15 protein-coding genes are annotated in these 18,563 nt (G+C 64.9%); 10 read left to right on the top strand and 5 right to left on the bottom strand.

Annotated features, from left to right (window positions below; genetic code table 11):
- Positions 1 to 5: 5 nt before the first annotated feature.
- Both FOY91_RS01955 and FOY91_RS01950 read right to left on the bottom strand, forming a co-directional pair.
- On the bottom strand, positions 6 to 1,148 hold the full coding sequence (locus tag FOY91_RS01955; RefSeq protein WP_145147577.1) for a protein kinase family protein: 1,143 nt from the start codon (positions 1,146 to 1,148) through the stop codon (positions 6 to 8).
- Between the two features lie 20 nt (positions 1,149 to 1,168).
- Positions 1,169 to 2,455 carry an MFS transporter gene (locus tag FOY91_RS01950; RefSeq protein WP_145147575.1) on the bottom strand — a complete coding sequence of 429 codons (1,287 nt, stop codon included), beginning with the start codon at positions 2,453 to 2,455 and terminating at the stop codon, positions 1,169 to 1,171.
- A gap of 198 nt (positions 2,456 to 2,653) precedes the next feature.
- On the opposite strand from FOY91_RS01950, the gene FOY91_RS01945 reads away from it, so the two are divergent.
- The 4 genes from FOY91_RS01945 (at position 2,654) to FOY91_RS01930 (ending at position 7,574) form a co-directional block, all read left to right on the top strand.
- Positions 2,654 to 3,499, top strand: a complete 846-nt coding sequence (locus FOY91_RS01945; protein WP_145147573.1) for an NAD(P)-dependent oxidoreductase — start codon at positions 2,654 to 2,656, stop codon at positions 3,497 to 3,499.
- On the top strand, positions 3,496 to 3,897 hold the full coding sequence (locus tag FOY91_RS01940) for a carboxymuconolactone decarboxylase family protein (protein ID WP_145147572.1): 402 nt from the start codon (positions 3,496 to 3,498) through the stop codon (positions 3,895 to 3,897). Before FOY91_RS01945 ends, FOY91_RS01940 begins: the two co-directional genes overlap by 4 nt.
- Before the next feature lie 304 nt (positions 3,898 to 4,201).
- Positions 4,202 to 6,694, top strand: coding sequence for a TonB-dependent receptor (locus tag FOY91_RS01935; RefSeq protein ID WP_238995177.1), 2,493 nt, complete (start codon positions 4,202 to 4,204; stop codon positions 6,692 to 6,694).
- 79 nt (positions 6,695 to 6,773) lie between these two features.
- Positions 6,774 to 7,574, top strand: a complete 801-nt coding sequence (locus FOY91_RS01930; RefSeq protein ID WP_145147570.1) for an SDR family NAD(P)-dependent oxidoreductase — start codon at positions 6,774 to 6,776, stop codon at positions 7,572 to 7,574.
- A gap of 7 nt (positions 7,575 to 7,581) precedes the next feature.
- Here FOY91_RS01930 and FOY91_RS01925 read toward each other — a convergent pair whose 3' ends face one another.
- Positions 7,582 to 9,237 (bottom strand): FAD-dependent oxidoreductase, encoded by a 1,656-nt coding sequence (locus FOY91_RS01925; protein ID WP_145147568.1) that lies wholly within the window; start codon positions 9,235 to 9,237, stop codon positions 7,582 to 7,584.
- Between the two features lie 184 nt (positions 9,238 to 9,421).
- Here FOY91_RS01925 and FOY91_RS01920 point away from each other — a divergent pair, with 184 nt between their 5' ends.
- From FOY91_RS01920 to FOY91_RS01910, 3 genes are read left to right on the top strand one after another with little or no spacing between them, the layout of a single operon-like run.
- Positions 9,422 to 10,615, top strand: coding sequence for a DUF1214 domain-containing protein (locus FOY91_RS01920; protein WP_145147566.1), 1,194 nt, complete (start codon positions 9,422 to 9,424; stop codon positions 10,613 to 10,615).
- Positions 10,615 to 11,073, top strand: coding sequence for a nuclear transport factor 2 family protein (locus FOY91_RS01915; RefSeq protein ID WP_145147562.1), 459 nt, complete (start codon positions 10,615 to 10,617; stop codon positions 11,071 to 11,073). Before FOY91_RS01920 ends, FOY91_RS01915 begins: the two co-directional genes overlap by 1 nt.
- 55 nt (positions 11,074 to 11,128) lie before the next feature.
- Positions 11,129 to 12,205, top strand: a complete 1,077-nt coding sequence (locus FOY91_RS01910; protein ID WP_145147560.1) for a TIGR03857 family LLM class F420-dependent oxidoreductase — start codon at positions 11,129 to 11,131, stop codon at positions 12,203 to 12,205.
- A 163-nt stretch (positions 12,206 to 12,368) separates the two neighbouring features.
- Here the strand turns inward: FOY91_RS01910 and FOY91_RS01905 are convergent, their stop codons facing one another.
- Positions 12,369 to 12,644: a hypothetical protein gene (locus FOY91_RS01905; RefSeq protein ID WP_145147558.1), complete on the bottom strand. Its 276-nt coding sequence runs from the start codon at positions 12,642 to 12,644 to the stop codon at positions 12,369 to 12,371.
- Between the two features lie 412 nt (positions 12,645 to 13,056).
- Here FOY91_RS01905 and FOY91_RS01900 point away from each other — a divergent pair, with 412 nt between their 5' ends.
- From FOY91_RS01900 to FOY91_RS01890, 3 genes are read left to right on the top strand one after another with little or no spacing between them, the layout of a single operon-like run.
- Positions 13,057 to 15,579, top strand: coding sequence for a TonB-dependent receptor (locus tag FOY91_RS01900; RefSeq protein ID WP_238995176.1), 2,523 nt, complete (start codon positions 13,057 to 13,059; stop codon positions 15,577 to 15,579).
- A gap of 49 nt (positions 15,580 to 15,628) precedes the next feature.
- Positions 15,629 to 16,792 carry an acyl-CoA dehydrogenase family protein gene (locus FOY91_RS01895; RefSeq protein WP_145147556.1) on the top strand — a complete coding sequence of 388 codons (1,164 nt, stop codon included), beginning with the start codon at positions 15,629 to 15,631 and terminating at the stop codon, positions 16,790 to 16,792.
- A 14-nt stretch (positions 16,793 to 16,806) separates the two neighbouring features.
- Positions 16,807 to 18,027 (top strand): cytochrome P450, encoded by a 1,221-nt coding sequence (locus FOY91_RS01890; RefSeq protein WP_145147554.1) that lies wholly within the window; start codon positions 16,807 to 16,809, stop codon positions 18,025 to 18,027.
- On the opposite strand, the gene FOY91_RS01885 is transcribed toward FOY91_RS01890, so the two are convergent.
- The gene (locus FOY91_RS01885; RefSeq protein ID WP_145147552.1) at positions 18,024 to 18,563 is read right to left on the bottom strand and encodes a gamma carbonic anhydrase family protein; all 540 of its coding nucleotides are present in this window, start codon (positions 18,561 to 18,563) and stop codon (positions 18,024 to 18,026) included. The genes FOY91_RS01890 and FOY91_RS01885 overlap by 4 nt on opposite strands.

Below are 18,563 nucleotides of genomic sequence, written 5' to 3'. Positions count from 1 at the left end.
GGCCGTTAGTGCCCTAGCAGCAGCTTCCAGGTGTCCATGTCCTCGCCGGCGGCGAAGAAGCGTTCGTTCATCGGCAGGCCGTTCTGGCCCCAGCTGTCGACGTTGGCGACCCACGCTTGTATCCCGTACATCGTCCAGCGCCGTACCTGCTCCCAGATGTCGTCCAGCCCGATCACGTCGGTCGCGCCTTCGGCGATCAGCCGCGCGCGATAGTGGGCGAGCAGATCGCGGTGGTGCTGGCGGCGTTCCTCCACCGTGAGCGAGCCGACGGTGAAATACGTCACGTCGCGCCACGGGCGGCCGCGCCGGCCGAGCTGCCAGTCGAGCCACAGTCGCTCGCCCGAAGGCAGGATATAGGTGTTGCCCTGATGGCAATCGCCTAGGATCACACAATACGGTGCCTCGAACTGCCGCTCGAACGCGACCAGTGCATCGTAGGCGCGCTCGACCCGGCGGGGATCGTTGAGATAGTGCCGGGGTGCGATTGCGCGGAAATTGGGATCGCGCAGATTCTCCTCGATCCATTGCCACATCAGTCGCACCTGATCGTGATCGACCGGCACCTCCATTGAGGTCGGCAGCCATGGCGCCGCGGCGGGTGTGATGAGCGGGCTGTTCCACAGGCCGGCGTGCAGCTTCGCCAGATCGGCGAGCCCGCTGGCCACGCCGTCCACGCCGGAATGCTGCGTGCTGTGGCCGAACATGCCGCCCCGCGCGGTCAGATCCTCAAGAACTACGACACCCTGACCGCTGCCGTCGTCGTTCCAGTCGGCATAATAAACCGTGGCGGTTTCGGCAGTGAGTTTGTCGGTGAGGAAGTGGTAAAAGCGGGCTTCGAGCGCGTGGATATCGACATTGCCGAACATGCCGGACCAGTTCGACTTGATGCACAGTGCGTTCGGCAGGCCCGCCGCCCGGCCCGCCGCGTTCCAGTCCACCGCCACGCGGAGCTTGGTAGTGTGGCTGTCGAACAGCTGCACCACCTCCATCTTCTCGGTCGCCGCACCGGGATAGCGATTCGCCATCAACCGGCTAAGCCATGCGGCATCGGGCATGAAGCGGCCGGTCGGCAGCCGCTCCGTGCGGGCGGGGTAGGGGCGCGGCACTGGGTTCGTGTCGATCACGGTCGGCGCGGCGGCGGTGGCCATGCGGGGTTCCTTTCGAGGGGTCAGGTGGTGCTCGCGCGGCGAATGCTGCGCGAGGCGAGAACGAGGTGGATGCCGCCCCAAAGGGTGAACAGCATCGCGATGCCGATCCCCCAGGCGACGCCGCGGATGCCGCCGATCGCATCGCTGACGGCACCGATCAGGAAGGTGCCCGCGCCGACGCCGACGAGGTTCGCGCCGAGCTGGACCATCGAGACGGCCAGTCCGCGCAAACGCGGGCCGGCCAGCGTGACGATAACGGCGTAGATCGGGCCGTTGTACGAAGCGCTGACGAAACCGCATGCCATCAGGCAGGCGATCGTCACGCCCCTGTCGCCGGCGGCGACGGTGGCGATGCCGGTGGCAGCGGTGATGAACGGCAGGACCGCGCCCAGCATCGCCGTGCGTGCGGGATCGAAGCCGCCGAAGCGACGGTTCAGCCGATCGGCGAGCCAGCCGGCGGCGAAGCCACCGACCGAGCCGAGTACGCCATAGGCGATGGCGACGGTGAGGCCGGCGTCCGCGATCGACATGCCATGAACGCGGATCAGGAAGGTGGTGAGCCACGTGCTCATCCCGTAGATGCCCGTCGCGATCAACACGATCGCACCGATGCAGTGCAGCAGGCCCGGCCGGGCAGCCAGCAGCCGGACCCGCGCGGTGAACGAGAGGCCGTGCAGGTCGTCGGCTACCGTGGCGGAAAGATCGCGCCCGCCGCGTACCGGCTCGCGCACTGTGAGCAGCAGCACGGGCGCGAGCAACAGGCCCGGCACGCCGGCGGCAAGGAAGGCCCAGCGCCAGCCATGCGCCTGCACGATCGCGCCGCCTACGAAGAAGGCGATGGCCAGCCCGATGCCGGAGCTGAGATACCAGATACCGATCGCGGTCGCCCGCCGGTCCTGATCGAAATAATCGCTGAGCAGCGACATGCCGGTCGGCGATCCCGCCGCCTCGGCCGTGCCGACCGCCGCCCGGCCGGCCAGCAGCGTCCAAAAGCCGGTGGCAAGACCGCACAGCGCGGTGGCGGCGCTCCAGACGGTAAGCGCCGCCACCATGAGATTGCGGCGGTTGGCGCGATCGACCAGCAGGCCGAACGGCAAGGCGGCGATCGCGAAGAAGATGCCGTAGGCGAAGCCGGCGAGAAAGCCGAGCTTGCCGTCCGAAAGCCCGAACTCCTTACCGACCGGAGCCAGTACCAGTCCGATGATGGCGCGATCGATACCGTGACACGTTTGTGACAGGGTGAGTATCCCCAGCACGAACCAGCTGTATCGCTCGCTCGGGATCGTGCGGGTTGGGGTGGTCTGCAACAAGCGCCGTCCTCTCCGGTCTTTTCGCTGGAACCGTATCGCGGGCGTGGCACCATCGCAGACCTGCCGACGGGAAGGTGCGGGGGATGGCGCCGGCCGCGACGTTTGCTGCAGGATACAGTCAGGTCGGTGATCCGCTGCACGTACGGCGATCCCGTTCGGCGTCGGCGGTTATCCGACGCCATCGAGGGAGGTTTTATGAAGGCGGGTGTAATTGGTCTTGGTGCGATCGGCAGCGGTGTGGCGATATGCCTTGCGCGTACCGGCCAGCTGGCGGCGGCGTATGATATTCGCAGCGATGCGTCGGCGGATCTCACCGGCGTGCCAGAGGTCGCGGCATCGCCCGCCGCCGTTGCCGGGGTATCGGACGTGGTGATTATCGCGGTGGTCAGCGCCCGGCAGACGATCGATGTGCTTTCTGGTCCCGAAGGCATATTGGCCGGGGCACGGCCGGGGCTGAGCGTGGTGCTCGTCGCCACCGTCTCGCTGACCGACCTGACGGCGATCCGCGCGATCACCGATGCGGCCGGCGTGGCGCTGATCGATTGCGGCGTGACGGGCGGGCAGCGGGCGCGCGACAACGGGTTGGTCTGTCTCGTCGGCGGATCCGATGAAGCGGTGGCGGCGGTAAGGCCGGTGCTCGATGGGTTCGCCAAGCTGGTCGCCCACATGGGGCCGGCCGGCGCCGGCATGGCGGCCAAGATCGCGCGGAACGTGATCGTCTATGGCTGCCTGCGCGCCGGGTACGAGGCGGCGGCGCTGTGTCGACTCACCGGCGTGGATGTCCATGCACTCAGCGATGCGATCGATGCCAGCAGTGACGGGGTCGGCGGCCCGCTGATGCTGATGACCCGCGCCGACCCGGCGACGGACCCGCAGGAAGCGGGCGTCCGCGAGTATACGCGCAACCTCATGGTAAAGGATCTGGACGCGGCGCTCGACATCGCGGGCACCTTCGGCATCCAGCTACCGCTGGTGACGATGACGATCGCGACGGATCGGGCGGTGGTTGGTCTGGCCGACGTGATGGGAGAGAAGGCATGACGATGACCGAGGAAGAATGGCAGAAGGGCCTGGCAACCGTGGACGCCGTCTATGGTGCGGGTTTCTCCGCGATGATGGTTCCGCACAAGGAATCGCGCTTCAATCAGGAGATCGTCGCCAATCAGTTCGGCAAGCTGTGGGCCGATCCCGCGATGACCATGCGTGACAAGAGGTTAATGGTGCTAGGCGCGACGGCGATGCTCGGCCGCCACGAGCTTGTCGAGATTCAGATGACGGGCGCGCTGACGAATGGCGAGTTCACCGACGAGGAGCTGAACTTCATCCCGCTGTTCATGCTGTTCTATGCCGGCGCCGGCAATACCACCGCGCTGTTCCGCGGTATCGAGGCAGCCAAGGCAAACCATCTGGCGAAAGGCGCGTCGCAAGAATCGTCCTGAAGCGATGCCCCTGCCGCCTCTACCCTATCTTTGGATAGAGGCGGCGCCGGGCACGCCAGAACAAGACATATCGACAAGAGACAAGAACGCTCTGATCAAGAAATGGCCGGTCTAATAATGAACAAGAGTTTGTCGAGTTCTATTGCATTGGATGAAACGTCAATTATCCGATAAGGTCGACGACGGAAAAACAGTTGACCAGAGATCGTTACGATCATTCCATGCGCGGTGTGGTATGATCGCTAGGTAATAAAGACTGCGAAGGCGCACTCGACGCCAGCTGACTATATTCAGGGAGGATACCATGGGGAAGCGCCAGCTTATTCTGACGACGTCGCTCGTCAGCACATTGTTTTTCATGCCGGCCATCGCCGCTGCGCAACTGAACGCGCCGACCGCCGACGCAGTGGGGCAAAGCGGCACCAATCCGCATGATCCGGCCGTGACCACCGCCGTGGGCGAGGCGAATGCCGCGCCGCAGGCGGGTGAGGCGACCGGCGGGATCCAGGACATTGTCGTCACCGCGCGCCGCACGGAGGAAAGTCTTCAGCGCACGCCGATCGCGGTGACCGCGCTTTCCTCGCAGGCGCTCGTGACGGCGAAGGTCGAGAACGTGCGCGATCTCCAGCAGACCGCGCCGGGTCTCGTCATCGGCCGTGGTTCGGCCGGCTCGGACGGTTTCGCCTTCATCGCGGTACGCGGTCAGGGCAATCTTCAGCCGATCCTCGCCAACGACCCCGCCGTCGCGACCTATATCGACGGCGTCTATGTCGCGCGCCCGTCGACCGGGCTGACCGACCTTCAGGACATTCAGCGGGTGGAAGTGCTGCGCGGCCCGCAGGGCACGCTGTTCGGTCGCAATACCACCGGCGGCGCGATCAATATCCTGTCCAACGATCCGACCGACGAATTCACCGTTTTGGTGAAGGGCGAGTATGGCAATTTCGACAACAAATCGGTGGCGGGCACGATCAACGTGCCGCTTGCCGAAGGCCTCGCCGCCCGCATCACGGGGTCGTTCCGCGATCGCGACGGGTTCGGCAAGAACACGCTTACTCGTAGGCCGATCTCGGACACGAACAACAGGTTCATTCGCGGCAAGATCAAGTACGATGCGGGCGGCATCGATATCGTCCTGGCCGGCGACTACAACAAGACGAAGAACAAGGGCCAGCAGGTCGCGATCGAAACGTTCAATCCGGCGATCGTGCCAGCCGCCTTCCAGCCCGGTCTGCGCGCGGCGCTGCTGACGAAGCATCGCTGGTGGGCCAATCAGGCGACCGGCACCGCCGTGCCGGCCGGCGCGGTGTTCCCCACGCTGCCCGCCGACGTGCGCGCTCTCTACGGCGTGCAGCCGTTCAACGAGCTGGAGACGTACGGCTTCTCCGGCACGGTAAGCGGCGAAGTGGGTTCGCTGAAGCTCAAGTCGATCACCGGCTATCGTCATTCGAAAAACTATGCGCTGAGCGATACCGATGCGTCGTCGGTGCCGCTGCTGGCCACTTATGCCGGCTCGGCCTCCTACTATCTCTCGCAGGAGTTTCAGGTTTCGGGTGAGATCACCGACTCGCTCAGCTTTATCACCGGCGCCTATTACGGCAAGGAGCATGGCTACGAGTTCAGCCGCTCGCAGATCTTCGGCGGGCTGATCCGTGACAGCAACGCCGATGCCACCAACAAGACCTACGGCCTGTTCGCCCAGCTTTATTATCAAATTACGCCAGAACTGCGCGCCGTCGGCGGCTTCCGCTACACGTGGGACAAGCGCGATACCATCCTGCATAATGCTCAGGTACTGGGCCTGCCGTACAACGCGGCGGTTGCCGGTACGCCGACCGGGATCAACTGCACCGTCACGCCGACCGACCCGGTGACCGCGACGACGTGCAATCAGGCGCAGAACGCCAAATTCAATTATCCGGCGTGGAATGCCGGCCTCGACTATCAGGTTACCGACAAGCTGTTCGTCTATGTCGCCACGCGCGGCGCGGCCAAGGCCGGTGGGTGGAACCTGCGGGCCGGCGGCCTGCCCGCCTTTTCGCCGGAGAAGGTGCGCGATGTGGAAGGCGGCCTCAAGGTCGATCTGTTCGACCGCCGGGTACGCTTCAACACCGCGCTGTTCCACACGTGGAAAAGCGACAACCAGGCGATCGTCAATTCGTTTGTTCCCGGTATCGGCGTCACGCAATATATCCAGAACAACGGGGCGGTGCGGATCTGGGGAATCGAAAACGAGCTGACCGTCGTGCCCTACGAGGGGCTGACCGTTTCGGCCAACATGAGCTTGCAGGACGGCAAGTATAAGAAAGGCTCGTTCAACGAGGTCCAGGTCGTCGCCGGCAGCGGCTGCACCAACCCTTCGGGCGTGGTGAACGGTTGTGTCGTCGATCTGTCCGGCCTGCCGCTGCTCCAGTTGCCAAAATCGCAGTTCAACATCAGCGCGACTCAGCGTTTCCCGATCGGCAACGGGAATCTCGCCGTTACCGGCGCCTATGCCTTCGTCGGCTCGCAGCATTTCGATGCGGTCAAGGCGGCGGACCAGCAGTCGGCGGCGACGAAGGCTGCGTATGCCGTGGAAAACCGCTTCGGCAAGATCCCGGGCTATGGCCTGTTCAACGGTCGGATCGCCTACAAGCTGGATGAGCCGAACCTGGAGGTGGCCGTCTATGGCCGCAACCTTCTGAACAAGAAGTACATCGCGCGCCGCTTCCCCGATCTCTACCGCTCGCTCGGCATCTCCGATGCCTATGTCGGCGAGCCGGGCACGTTCGGCATGGAAATCACTTTCGGCTTCTGATGCGATGCCCGGTGTTGGGCAAATTCCCGCCCGTCCCCGCGCAGGCGACGAACGGGCGGGCATGAAGGACAGGACGGACATGCACAGACTGGCAGGCAAGGTCGCGATCGTCACCGGCGGTGGCGGCGGCATCGGCGCGGCGGTGGCGCGCCGGCTCGTTTCCGAAGGCGCCAAAGTGGCGGTGGCCGATCTGTTCGAGGATTCGGCGAAACGTGCGGCGGAACCGCTTGGCAACGACGGGTTCGCGGTGCGGTTCGATGCCGCCATCCCTGAGTCGGTACAGGCGATGGTCGAGGCCACCGTCGCCCGCTTCGGCCGTCTCGATATCCTGCACAACAACGCGGCGATGACCGATCCGGCCAAGCATCCGCAGGACCGGACGGCGGTGGATACGCCGATCGAGATCTGGCGCGAGATCCTCGACGTCAATCTCACCGGCTACATGCTGGGCTGCAGATATGCGATCCCGCACATGATCGCGGGCGGGGGCGGATCCATCATCAACACCGCTTCCAATTCAGGCACGGCGGGCGATCTGGCGCGGATCGCTTATGGGTCGAGCAAGGGAGCGATCATCACGCTGACCAAATATGTCGCCACCCAGCACGGCAAGCAGAACATCCGGTGCAACAGCGTGGCGCCGGGCGTGGTGTTGACCGAAGCACTCGACAAGACGGTGCCGGGGCTGAAAGAGATCATCAAGCGCCACATCCTGACGCCCGAATTCGGCACGCCTGACGATATCGCCGCGCTGGTCGCGTTTCTCGCTTCGGATGAATCGCGCTACATCACTGGCGAGAACATCTCGATTTCGGGGGGCGGCCTTAGCCACCAGCCGCATTACGCCGACCTGATGGCGTTCATGGAGAGTGCCGGCTGAGCCGACGTCAACCCGCCATGCTGCGCCCGGCGATATAGCCGAGCGTCATGGCGGGGCCGACGTTGCAGCCGTGCGCGGGCGCGTGACCGCGCCAGATGGAATGGGCATCCAGCCCGGCAGCATAGAGGCCGGGGATCATCCGGCCGGCGTCATCCAGCACGCGCGCCTGCCCGTCGATCTTTAGGCCCACCGTGGTCGAGCCATCGCCCGGGAAGATCTTCACCGCATAGAAAGGCGCGGTCCACACTGGGCCGAGGCACGGGTTGGGCGCGTGCGCCGGATCGCCGAGATCGCGATCGAGAAAGCTGTCACCCTTGGCGAAATCCGCATCCTTGCCGGTTTCGGCAAAGTGATTGATCCGGTCGACGGTGGCCTGCAGGCCCGTCGCATCGACGCCGATCCGCGCTGCCAGTCCGGCCAGGCCCGTCGCTTCGGCCATGTAGCCGGCGGCCACGAGCTTCTTCAGCCCCATCGCGCCGGGGAAGACCAGCCCGAGGCCGTATTTCTTCACGAACGCCGCATCGGCCACCAGCCATGCCGGCACCGCCCCCGCCTTATGCATGTAATCGACGAAGGTGTTCGACGCCTCGTTGCCGAAGCGTTGGCCGTGCCTGTCCACGGCGATGCAGCCGGGTTTAGCCATGTCGATCAGGTGCGCGTAGATGGCGGTCGTACCGTCGGGCATCGTCATCGTCGAAACGACCGACCACACGCCGTTGGCGACATTCTCGCCATCCACGGTGCCGCCCGCGTCCAGCCCCATGTTCATGCCGTCGCCGGTATTGCAGCCGGCCATGATCGAGATGTGCTGGTCGGGATAAGGCATATAGGCCCGGCGCAGCTGCTCGTTGGCGGAAAAGCCACCGGTGGCCAGAACCACGCCCTTTCGCGCGGTGATGTTCAGCGTCTCGCCATCATGCCGTACCCGGACGCCGGTGATGCCCTGCGTTCCGCCGATCAGGCCGAGCACCGGCGTATCGCGCCATAGCGTGACGCCAGCGTCGTGCGCCGACCGCAGCAGCCGCGCGGCAAGCGCATTGCCCATCGTCAGCCGTGATCCACGCCGCCGACCACGCAGCTTGTCCCACGCGAAGCGTGCAGCGAGGCGGGCGATGTAGGCCAGCGCCTTCGGCGTCTTCGGGCCTTGCAGATGAGGCAGGTCCGGCAGGTCGATCATGAAGCCGCCGGGCGCGTTGAACTCGGCACGCGGATCGCGCAGTTCGTCGGCATAGCCGTCGAGGCGCGTCATGCTGTATTCGAGCGGGCGGAGCAGACGCCCATCCTTGCTGGCGCCGTCCACCTCCGGGTGCCAGTCGGGCGAATGATCCGCGAGAGCGAAGCGCACCTCGGTTTCGTCTTCTAGAAAGCGGACCATACGTGGCCCGGCCGCGAGATAAGCATCGAGCACCTCGCCGCGCAGATCGCCGCCGACGATGCCGGCGACGTAACGGCGCGCGGCACCGTCGGGTTCGGGCAAGCCGGCCGCCTGCTGGTGGTGATTGTCGGGAATCCAGATGCCGCCGCCCGAGAGAGCGGTGGTGCCGCCGAACACGTCGGTCTTCTCGACGACCAGCACGCTCAGGCCGGCCCTCGCGGCGGTGACGGCGGCGGTCAGCCCGGCCGCGCCCGATCCGACGACGACCGCATCCCATTCCCTGCTCATCCGACCCGCCCCTTGTTCCGGTCCCGCGATCCTAGGCGCGCGCGAGGTGTGCTGACCTGCCGTTGGAAAGGCGATCGGATGTTGGCGCTGGGGCGACAATGGTGGCGCGATGCGGGCGGCCGTGCCGGTGGGATCGGGCGATACCCGCCCGTACACTGGCCTCCGGCCCCGGGCGGAGGATGAGATGAGCGACGCTGACGGCATCTACGAATGGGAAACACTGATCGATGCCCTGCGCCCGCTCGGGGAGGCGATGCGTCAGCGCCTCCCCGAGCGACTGCGCGCTGATCCGCAGGTCCGTCAGGAATCGATGCGGCTGCTGCTCGCCGGGCTGCTGCGGACCACCAACGATGCGCTCGCGCACGATCGCGCGCACCCGATGTTCGTGCCCGAACTGAACCTGATCCAGAACATCTTCCAGCCGAATGCCGACACGATCTACAAGGCGGCGCTGATCGGCAAGGGCGGCACGTACCGCATCCGGGGATCGCGCGGCGACGTGACGATGATGGTGATGGCGCAGCTCGGCCCCGATACGCTCCGCACCGGCCAGCATCATCCGGCGCTCGACACCGGCGATTTCCTGACGCTGCCGCTGGACGAAGATGGCCTGTTCGACGTGATCGTCTCGCCCGAACGGCCGGCCGGGCATGACGGGGCGTGGTGGGCGCTGCATCCGGCGTGCGAGAAGCTCATGCTCCGTATCGTCGGCTGCCGGTGGGGCGAGGAGCGGGAACCGCGTTTCGGCATCGACCGGCTGGATACACCCGCCGCCAAGGGCCGCCCGACGCTGGCCAAACTGGCTCATCGCTTTGGCGAGATCCCCCTCACCACCGCCACCTGCGCGCTCGCTTTCCCCGACAGGGTGGAGAAGATGCGCGGCGAGGGGCTGGTGAATGTGCTGAAGGTGGTCGATTTCTCGCAGATGTCCGGCCTGTCGCGGCAGTCTTATTACGAGGGCGTCTATGATCTGGCCGACGACGAGGCGCTGATTACCGAAGTTTCGATCCCGGCGGACGTCGGCTACTGGTCGCTGATCCTCACCAACGAACTGTACGAGACGACCGACTGGTACAACAACCAGTCCAGCCTCAACATGGCGCAGGCCGTGGTCGATGCCGACGGTGTGTTCCGGGCGGTGATTTCTGCGCGGGATCCGGGGGTGCACAACTGGCTCGACACGGCAGGCTATCCATGCGGGGCGGTGCAGGGCCGCTGGTTCGATACCGACGTGCGGCCGACGCCGACGATACGGAAGGTCCGGCTGACGGAGGTCGCGGGCGCGCTGCCGGCGGATACGTGCCGGGTGTCGCCGCAGGAGCGCGATGCGGCGATCCGCGCGCGTCGCATCGCCGCGCAGATGCGGACGATCTGGTGATGGACCGGCTCGACCGGCTGGAGGCGCTGGAAGCGATCCGCATGGTGAAGGCGCGCTATTGTCGCTGCCTCGATACCAGAGACTGGGACGGGCTTGCGGCCATCTTCGCCGAGGACATCGTGCTGGATGTTTCCGAAGATACCCACCAGCCGCCGTTTCACGGCCGCGATGTCGCCATCGCCCAGATCAAGGCGGCGGTCATCGACGCGAAGACCGCGCATCAGGTCCATTCCACCGAGATCGCCTTCGCGGGCGACGACGAAGCCGACGCGATCACCGCCATGCAGGACCGGGTGGTGTGGGCGCCGGGCCGCTCGCCACTGCTCGGCGTCGCGTCGATCACTGGCTTCGGTCATTACCACGAGCGGTATGTGCGGCACGGCGATGGCTGGGTGATCGCGGCGCTGACGTTGACGCGGCTTTATGTCGAGATGCATCTGGAGCCTGTCGCGGGATAGGGGGACACAGGCGACCGGCACGGCATCGCCTGACATGAACTCAGGAGCGGACGCGATGACCACCGAACCCGGCGCCACGGCGCTTTTCGACAAATTCGGAACCTACGTATTGCCGGGGCGCGCCAGCGATCCGCGCCGGGGCATCGACGAGGCGAAGGAGGCCGAGCGTATCGGCCTCGGCTGCGTCTGGATTTCCGAACGGTATGCGCTGAAGGAGCCGGCCGTGCTTTCCGGCGCGGTGAGCGAGGCGACCGACCGGATCCGCATCACTGGCACCTTTTATGCCACGATGCGGCACCCGCTCGTCACCGCCAGTATCGCCAACCTGATGCAGGCGATGAGCGGCGACCGGTTCCGCCTGATGTTCGCGCGCGCCGTGCCGGCCTACATGAAGATGCTCGGCTCGCCCGCCATCACGATGGAGCGGCTGGCGGACACGATTTCGATCATGCGCCGGCTGTGGGCGGGCGAAACCGTGAAATACGAAGGCATCATGGGCAATTTCCCCGCGATCAAGCTCACCGATCGCTACGAGGGGCCGCCGCCGCCAGTGATCTTCACCGCGATCGGCCCGAAGTCGCTCGAATTCGCCGGCGAGCATTGCGACGGTGTGCTGTTGCACCCGTTCGTCTCGCCGCAGGGCGTGGCCAACAGCGTGAAGATCGTGCGCGACGCGGCGGAAAAGGCCGGGCGCGATCCGATGGCGGTGCGGATCTATCACAATATCATCGTGGCGCCCGATCTGCCGGCGGACGAGGAGGCGGCGGTGGTGCGCGGCCGGGCGATCACCTATTTCGAACTGCCGGGGTTCGGCGACCTGATCGTCGACATCAACGGCTGGGACAAATCGGTGCTCGATCAGGTGCGTGCCCATCCCAAGATCGCCAGCCTCAACGGCAAGCCGGCGGATCAGGCCTATACCCGCGCCGAACTGGTCGATGTCGGCCGCATCCTGCCGCAGCAGTGGATCGACGAGGGGGCCGCGGTGGGCAGCGCGGCGCAGTGCGCCGACCAGCTGATGCCCTATCTGGATGCCGGCGCGGACGAGATCCTGCTGCACGGCGCGGCGCCGAAGGACATGGGACCGCTGACGACGGAATTGAAACGCGCGCTGGCCGCCAAGGGATTTTGATTCCCCGGCAGCGACGACAGGGGGAGAGCAGATCGTCGCTCACGTGATTGCCGCCGTCGTATGTTACCGGCGTACCGTGGCCGGGACGGCGACAGCGATCCGGCGCCGGCTGGCGCACGTCATCCGAATGGCGGGCGGCTACGAAGGCTACCCGCCGTGTTGATCACATGCGCTTCAGCGCTGCATTGTCCAGGCTCGTTTTCAGTCCCTTGTCGCCGTTGCTCAGCGTGTCGGCGGGAATGGTAATGAATTTGCCACGGTAGATGAGCTTGACCGCGGCTGGCGACCCATCCGTGTTCGCGACGACGGCTTCGACACGGCCGAGTTTCGTGCCCTCCGCCGAGTAGAGCACCGCGCGCGGCGCCACGGCGACGTTCTGCGCCTGACCTGTAGCGCCGGTCATGGCGATGGCGGCGGCGATAGCGAACTTGAATGACATGGGAATCTCCGGACGGCTTCGGTCGTGCTGATGCGGCGCAGCGTTTTTCTTCGCAAGTGCAATATCGACGCTTCGGGCGTTTATTGTTCAATGCGTCCGAAGCCAGTGGGTGGGCTTGCGGCTGGCAAAAGGGCGGGGGGGCTGGCGAAACCTGATGATCGCGACGGTGAACGATCTGAGTGCGGCGGGTGCATCACCTAGAGGAATGGCTACGGTAAATCGGACCGAGGTTGATGGCGGCACGTTTCCAGTCGTGTCGCAAACATCAGTAGAACCGATCGGTTTGCCACAGCTGTTGCGAAACCGATCGTGACCCTATCTTCGGACGGGCTGCAACAACTGGCTCTCCGGCGCACGCTCGATGCGACAAGCACGGTACATTCGATGCCGTGACGCGATCAGGGAGAGAGCTATGCTCGCGCTTCGTACCATACGCCTGATGGCGCTCGCCACCACGACACTCGCCGGGCCGGCGCTGGCCCAGGAAACGCCATTGTCGTCGACGATGTCCGGGCAAGGGGAATCATCGGTCGCGACCAATCCGCAGCCTTCGCCGAACGCCGCGCCCTCGGTGGCGACCGATGCGTCGCCGCAGGTGGCGAACGCAACCCCGGACCGGGCGGACGGCTTCGCCAGCAGCGGCGATATCGTCGTCACCGCCCGTCGCCGTGACGAGCGGTTGCAGGACGTGCCGGTATCCGTGACCGTCTTCTCAGCCGCTGCGCTGGAACGCAGCAATGTGCAGACCATCGCCGATATCCGCAACGTGACGCCGGGGCTTACCTTCAGTTCCGAGGGCGGCAAGGACAATACCGCCGTATCGCTGCGGGGCATCGGCCAGATCCCCACCGGCGAGGTGACGCCGGGGGTGGTGACCTACTTCGCCAACGTGCCGCTGACGTCGCTCGGTTCCAACGTGCCCACCTACGACATTAGCAGCGTGCAGGTGCTGAAGGGGCCGCAGGGCACGTTGTTCGGTCGCAACACGTTGGGCGGCGCCGTATTGATCGGGCCGGAAGCGCCGAATTACGAGTTCGGCGGCTATGCCGAGGGCACTTACGGCAATTACGACTACCGCGAGCTGCAGGGCGCGCTGAACCTGCCGATCATCGCCGACAAGGTGGCGTTGCGCGTGGCCGGGCAGATCCGCCGTCGCGATCCGCTGATCTATTCGATCAACGGAGGCCCGGGCTTCAATGACACTCATCAGGACAGTGCCCGCGCGTCGCTGCTGATCGAGCCGACCGAATGGCTGAAGAACACCACGATCGTCGATTACTTTAAGGCGAGGGAGGCGGCGTCCGGCTATTACCTGCTGCGGCAGAACTTCAGCTTCAGCGCACTGTTCTCACCGGCACTGGGGCCAGTGGCGGGTGGGATCATCGGCGGTTCGCTCGACGGGCAGATACAGGGGTTCCTGCAACAGCAGTCGCGCAATTTCTATGGTGCCTTCTCGGATAACAGCGGCAACGGCTATGCCAATCGTCGTTCGCTGTTCGTGAGCAACGATACATCGGCCACGTTCGGCGCGTTCACCGTCCGCAACATCTTCGGCTACCGCAAAAACAAGAGCGACCAGTTCATCAACACCGCCGCGACCGGCCAGACCTTCCTCCCCGGCTTCCTGTTCGGCAGCCCACAGAACGTGCCGTTCACCATCTTTCACGCAGCGGCGCGGATCGAACGCCAGTATCTGACGAATGAACTGCAATTCCTTGGGAGCTGGGACAAATTTAACTTCATCGTCGGCGGTTTCTACAACGACGACAAGCCGGATGGCGTATCGGGGTCCACCTTCGATGCGTTCAGCACGCCCGGCACGCCGGCCTCGGTCGTTACCGCCCACGTCCGCAACAAGAACTATGCGATCTTCGGTCAGGCGACCTACAAGCTGACCGACCGCTTGAGCGCGACGGCGGGCATCCGCTACAGCTGGGATAGGGTATCCGCCTGCGGGGGCGCGATCGGCACCAGCTACGCGACCGATGCGACATGCCGCGGCATCGCCGCGCGCAGCCTGCTCGATGGCGTGGGCGTGGTCAGCAACAAGGGTGAGGAGCCGAGCTGGACCATCGGGCTGGACTACAAGGTTTCGCCGGACCTGTTGCTGTATGTTGCCAGCCGGCGTGGGTATCGCGGCGTCAACGTGAACACGCCGCTGTTCGAGACTGTGTTCACCACCGGCGGCACGAATCCGGCCTGCGGCTTCGGCAGCGGCCAGTGCGTCGATCTCAGGCCGTTCCAGAAGACCGGCGAGGAGAAACTGACTGACGTGGAGGTGGGCCAGAAATGGGACTTTCGCACCGCCGGCGGGCGCGGGCGGATCAACACCGCGATCTTCTACACCAAGTACAAGAACGCGCTCCAGTTCCTGAACGCACAGTCGATCGTTCCTTCCAACGCGCCGGATAATCCGACGAACGCCTCGTTCGGCGTCAATGCGGCGGATCTGACGATCTACGGCGTCGAGTTCGAAGCGTCGCTCAGCCCGTCGCGCAACCTGACGATCAGCTTCAACGGGGCGTACACCAAACAGAAGGTGGACAAGGTGACACTGCCGCCGGTGCCCGGCATCGCCTTCGATGCCACCAGCGTGAACCGCTATGCGCCGAGCTACTCCGCCACCGCGAGCGCAAGCTGGACGCTGCCGGTACGCCCGCTTGACGGCGACCTGATCCTGAACGGCGACCTGTTTATGACCGATGATTTCGGTGGCCAGTACGGCGAGAAGCTTCCGGGCTACAAGCTGGTGAACGCACGCCTGGACTGGAAGGGGATCGGTGGTTCCGGCGTGGATCTGGCGTTCTTCGTCCGCAATCTGACCAAGGAACGCTATTTTGCCGCACCGGACGTGTTGCTGCGGAGCTTTCCGGTCAACTCGGTCGCGGTCGGCGATCCGCGCACCTACGGCGTTTCCGGTCGGGTCCGCTTCTGATCGAGGCACGCTGGGCGATCCTGCCCCCGCCCATTTATCGGAGACCGACATGGATTTCGAGCTTCCTGAAGAATATCGCGCCTTTCGCGACACCGTGCGCCGCTGGGTGGACAAGGAGGCGCCGAAGGACTGGGCCCGCGCACTCGAAAAGGACGAACATAATTATCCGTTCGCCTTGTGGGACAAGTTCACCGAAGCGGGGTTTCATGGCGTCGGGATATCTGAGGCATATGACGGGCAGGGCGGCGACGTCGTCATGCAAATGCTGCTGGCGCGCGAACTCGCACGATCGCTTGGCGGTCTCGCATGGATCTGGGGCATCACGTCGTTCGCCGGGTCGAAGTCGATCGGGCTGTACGGCTCGGCTGAGCAGAAACGCGAATTCCTGCCGCGCATCGCGACCGGGCAGCTGAAGGCGGCGATCGCCTTCACCGAACCAGGCGGTGGCACCGATCTGGTTGGTGCGATGGCCACCACCGCCGAACGGGTGGACGGCGGCTGGGTACTGAACGGCGAGAAGATCTGGAGCTCGTCGGCCCATGTCGCCGACTATCTGCTGGTGATTGCGCGCAGCGACAGGACCGCCGAGAAGAAGCATCAGGGGTTGACCCTGTTCTGGGTGCCGACAACCACCGCCGGCGTCAACATCACCCCGCTCGCCAAGCTCGGTATGCGATCGATGGGCAGTTGCTCGGTTCATTTCGACAGTGCGTTCGTGCCCGATACGCTGGTTCTCGGCGAGCCGCACAAGGCCTGGTACATGCTGCTGCCGACGCTCAACAACGAGCGCATCATGGTCGGCGCCTTCTGCCTCGGCGTGATCGACGGCGTACTGGAAGACGCAGTCGACTACATGAAACAGCGCAAGGCGTTCGGCGGGGTCATCGGGCGGTTCCAGTCACTCCAGCATTATGCCGCCGACATCGCGACGATGCAGAAGACCACAGAGCTGATGCTGCATTATTGCGCCGACAAGCAGAGCCGTGGCGAGAATGTCGGTGTCGAGGCCAACATGCTGAAGCTGATGGCCTCGGAGAACGCCAATGCGGCAGCGGATATGGGCATCCAGATCATGGGTGGCATGGGATATTCGGCTGAAACCGACATGCAGCGCTACTGGCGTGACAGTCGGTTGTGGCGGATCGGCCCGATCACCAACGAGATGGTTCGCAACGGTATCGCCGAAAGCCTCAGCCTGCCACGCTCATTCTGAACGGAGATAGCATCATGGCCTTCGCCTTTCCCGAGCCGATTATTCCCGCGCATGTGCCGGCGGATCTCGTGCGTTCGTTCCCGTTCATATTCGGCACGACGACTGAGCAGGATCCGTTCAACGATCTGGCCGCCGCCGTGCACGAGGGGCCGGCGATCATCTACGCGCCGCACGCTTACCCCGGCGGGACGCCGGCGTGGGTGCCGCGTCGCACGGAGGACCTGCGCGCGATCTATTTCGATACCGAGCATTTCTCGTCGAACGACTTTTCGCCCTTCGCCAAGCTGGTCGGCGAGACGTGGACCAATTCCCCGGCCGAACTGGATCCGCCGGATCACGGCCCTTTCCGCACGATGATAAACCCGGTGTTCACGCCCAAGGCGGTGGCGGCGCTGGAAGGCCGGATTCGTGCCTATGCGATTGAATATGTCGACTCCTTCGCGACGAAGGGCGCCTGCGAGTTCATGGGCGACTTCGCTTTCGAATTCCCGATCAGGGTATTCATGGAGCTGATGGGCCTCCCCCGCGAGCGCATGGGTCAGTTTCTCGACTGGGAGATGAACCTGCTGCACAACCATGACCTCGCCAAGATCGCGGCCGCGACGCGCAGCGTGGTGGATTATCTGCGCGAGGAGATTGAGGAGCGCCGGGCCAATCCACGCGAGGATCTCATCACCTTCGGCGTGCAGGCGCAGAAGCAGGGTGCTCGCCTTACCGATGACGAACTGGTGGGTTTCACCTTTAACCTGTTCATCGGCGGGCTGGACACGGTTTCGACCAACATAGGGTTGCATTTCTGGCATCTGGCCACCCACCGCGAGGATCAGGCGGCGCTGCGGGCGGACCCGACGAAGATCCCGAATGCGATCGAGGAGATGATGCGCGCCTACGGCGCCGTCACCACCTTCCGTACCTGCAAGAAGGAGATCACGATCAACGACGTGACCTTCCTGCCCGGCGACAAGGTGGCGATGTCGACCACGCTCGCCGGGCGCGACCCGGCCGAATTCGCCGATCCGGCCATCGTGCGCTTCGATCGCCGGCCGCGCCACGTGAGCTTCGGCTTCGGTCCGCACATCTGCGTGGGGATGCACCTCGCCCGGCGCGAAATGCGGATCGCGATGGAGGAATTCCTCGCCCGCATCCCCGATTTCCGGGTAGCGGACGAGCATCGGGTGCGGTGCCATCTCGGCATGATCCAGCCGGTCGAACTTCCGCTGGTGTGGCAGGCCTAAACCCCGGCAGTGATGATCCGGTCGGCCTCGTCGCCCAGTGCGCCGAGGTCGATCGTTTCCCAGCAACGGTGGTCCCCACGCGCATAGGCGCGGGCATTGTCTCGATAGAGCAGCGTGTCGATCACGTGTCGACGGACGAGATCGACCGTCCGCACCACGCGCGCGGGCGTGCCCATCACCAGCGAACCAGGGGGCACGATCATGCCGGGCGGCACATAGCTGTGGGCCGCCACCAGCGATCCACGGCCGATGTGGGCGCCGTCCATCACCGTAGCACCGATGCCGATGAGGCACGCCGCCTCGATCGTGCAACCGTGGACGACGGCGCGGTGGCCAAGCGTGCAATAGTCGCCGACGAGGGTGGGGGCGTCCCAGCCAATATGGATCACCACATGATCCTGCACGCTGGTGCATGCGCCGATCGCGACATGGTTGCGCTCGGCGCGGATGACGGCGTGCGGCCAGAGACTGCTATCCGCCCCCAGCCTTACGTCGCCGAAATACCGCGCGGTGGGATCGATATAGGCCGATCCCAC

Source organism: Alterirhizorhabdus solaris (assembly GCF_007785815.1).
Classification (GTDB): Bacteria; Pseudomonadota; Alphaproteobacteria; order Sphingomonadales; family Sphingomonadaceae; genus Alterirhizorhabdus; species Alterirhizorhabdus solaris.
The sequence above is the reverse complement of the archived record's forward strand: the minus strand, read 5'-3'. Positions and strand labels throughout refer to the sequence as shown.

Excerpts from the sequence above, each read along its gene's own strand:
- FOY91_RS01895 (WP_145147556.1), top strand. The coding sequence starts at position 15,629 with ATGGATTTCGAGCTTCCTGAAGAATATCGCGCCTTTCGCGACACCGTG.
- FOY91_RS01920 (WP_145147566.1), top strand. The coding sequence starts at position 9,422 with ATGAGCGACGCTGACGGCATCTACGAATGGGAAACACTGATCGATGCC.
- FOY91_RS01890 (WP_145147554.1), top strand. The coding sequence starts at position 16,807 with ATGGCCTTCGCCTTTCCCGAGCCGATTATTCCCGCGCATGTGCCGGCG.
- FOY91_RS01930 (WP_145147570.1), top strand. The coding sequence starts at position 6,774 with ATGCACAGACTGGCAGGCAAGGTCGCGATCGTCACCGGCGGTGGCGGC.
- FOY91_RS01905 (WP_145147558.1), bottom strand. The coding sequence starts at position 12,644 with ATGTCATTCAAGTTCGCTATCGCCGCCGCCATCGCCATGACCGGCGCT.
- FOY91_RS01935 (WP_238995177.1), top strand. The coding sequence starts at position 4,202 with ATGGGGAAGCGCCAGCTTATTCTGACGACGTCGCTCGTCAGCACATTG.
- FOY91_RS01900 (WP_238995176.1), top strand. The coding sequence starts at position 13,057 with ATGCTCGCGCTTCGTACCATACGCCTGATGGCGCTCGCCACCACGACA.
- FOY91_RS01915 (WP_145147562.1), top strand. The coding sequence starts at position 10,615 with ATGGACCGGCTCGACCGGCTGGAGGCGCTGGAAGCGATCCGCATGGTG.
- FOY91_RS01925 (WP_145147568.1), bottom strand. The coding sequence starts at position 9,237 with ATGAGCAGGGAATGGGATGCGGTCGTCGTCGGATCGGGCGCGGCCGGG.
- FOY91_RS01955 (WP_145147577.1), bottom strand. The coding sequence starts at position 1,148 with ATGGCCACCGCCGCCGCGCCGACCGTGATCGACACGAACCCAGTGCCG.
- FOY91_RS01945 (WP_145147573.1), top strand. The coding sequence starts at position 2,654 with ATGAAGGCGGGTGTAATTGGTCTTGGTGCGATCGGCAGCGGTGTGGCG.
- FOY91_RS01940 (WP_145147572.1), top strand. The coding sequence starts at position 3,496 with ATGACGATGACCGAGGAAGAATGGCAGAAGGGCCTGGCAACCGTGGAC.
- FOY91_RS01910 (WP_145147560.1), top strand. The coding sequence starts at position 11,129 with ATGACCACCGAACCCGGCGCCACGGCGCTTTTCGACAAATTCGGAACC.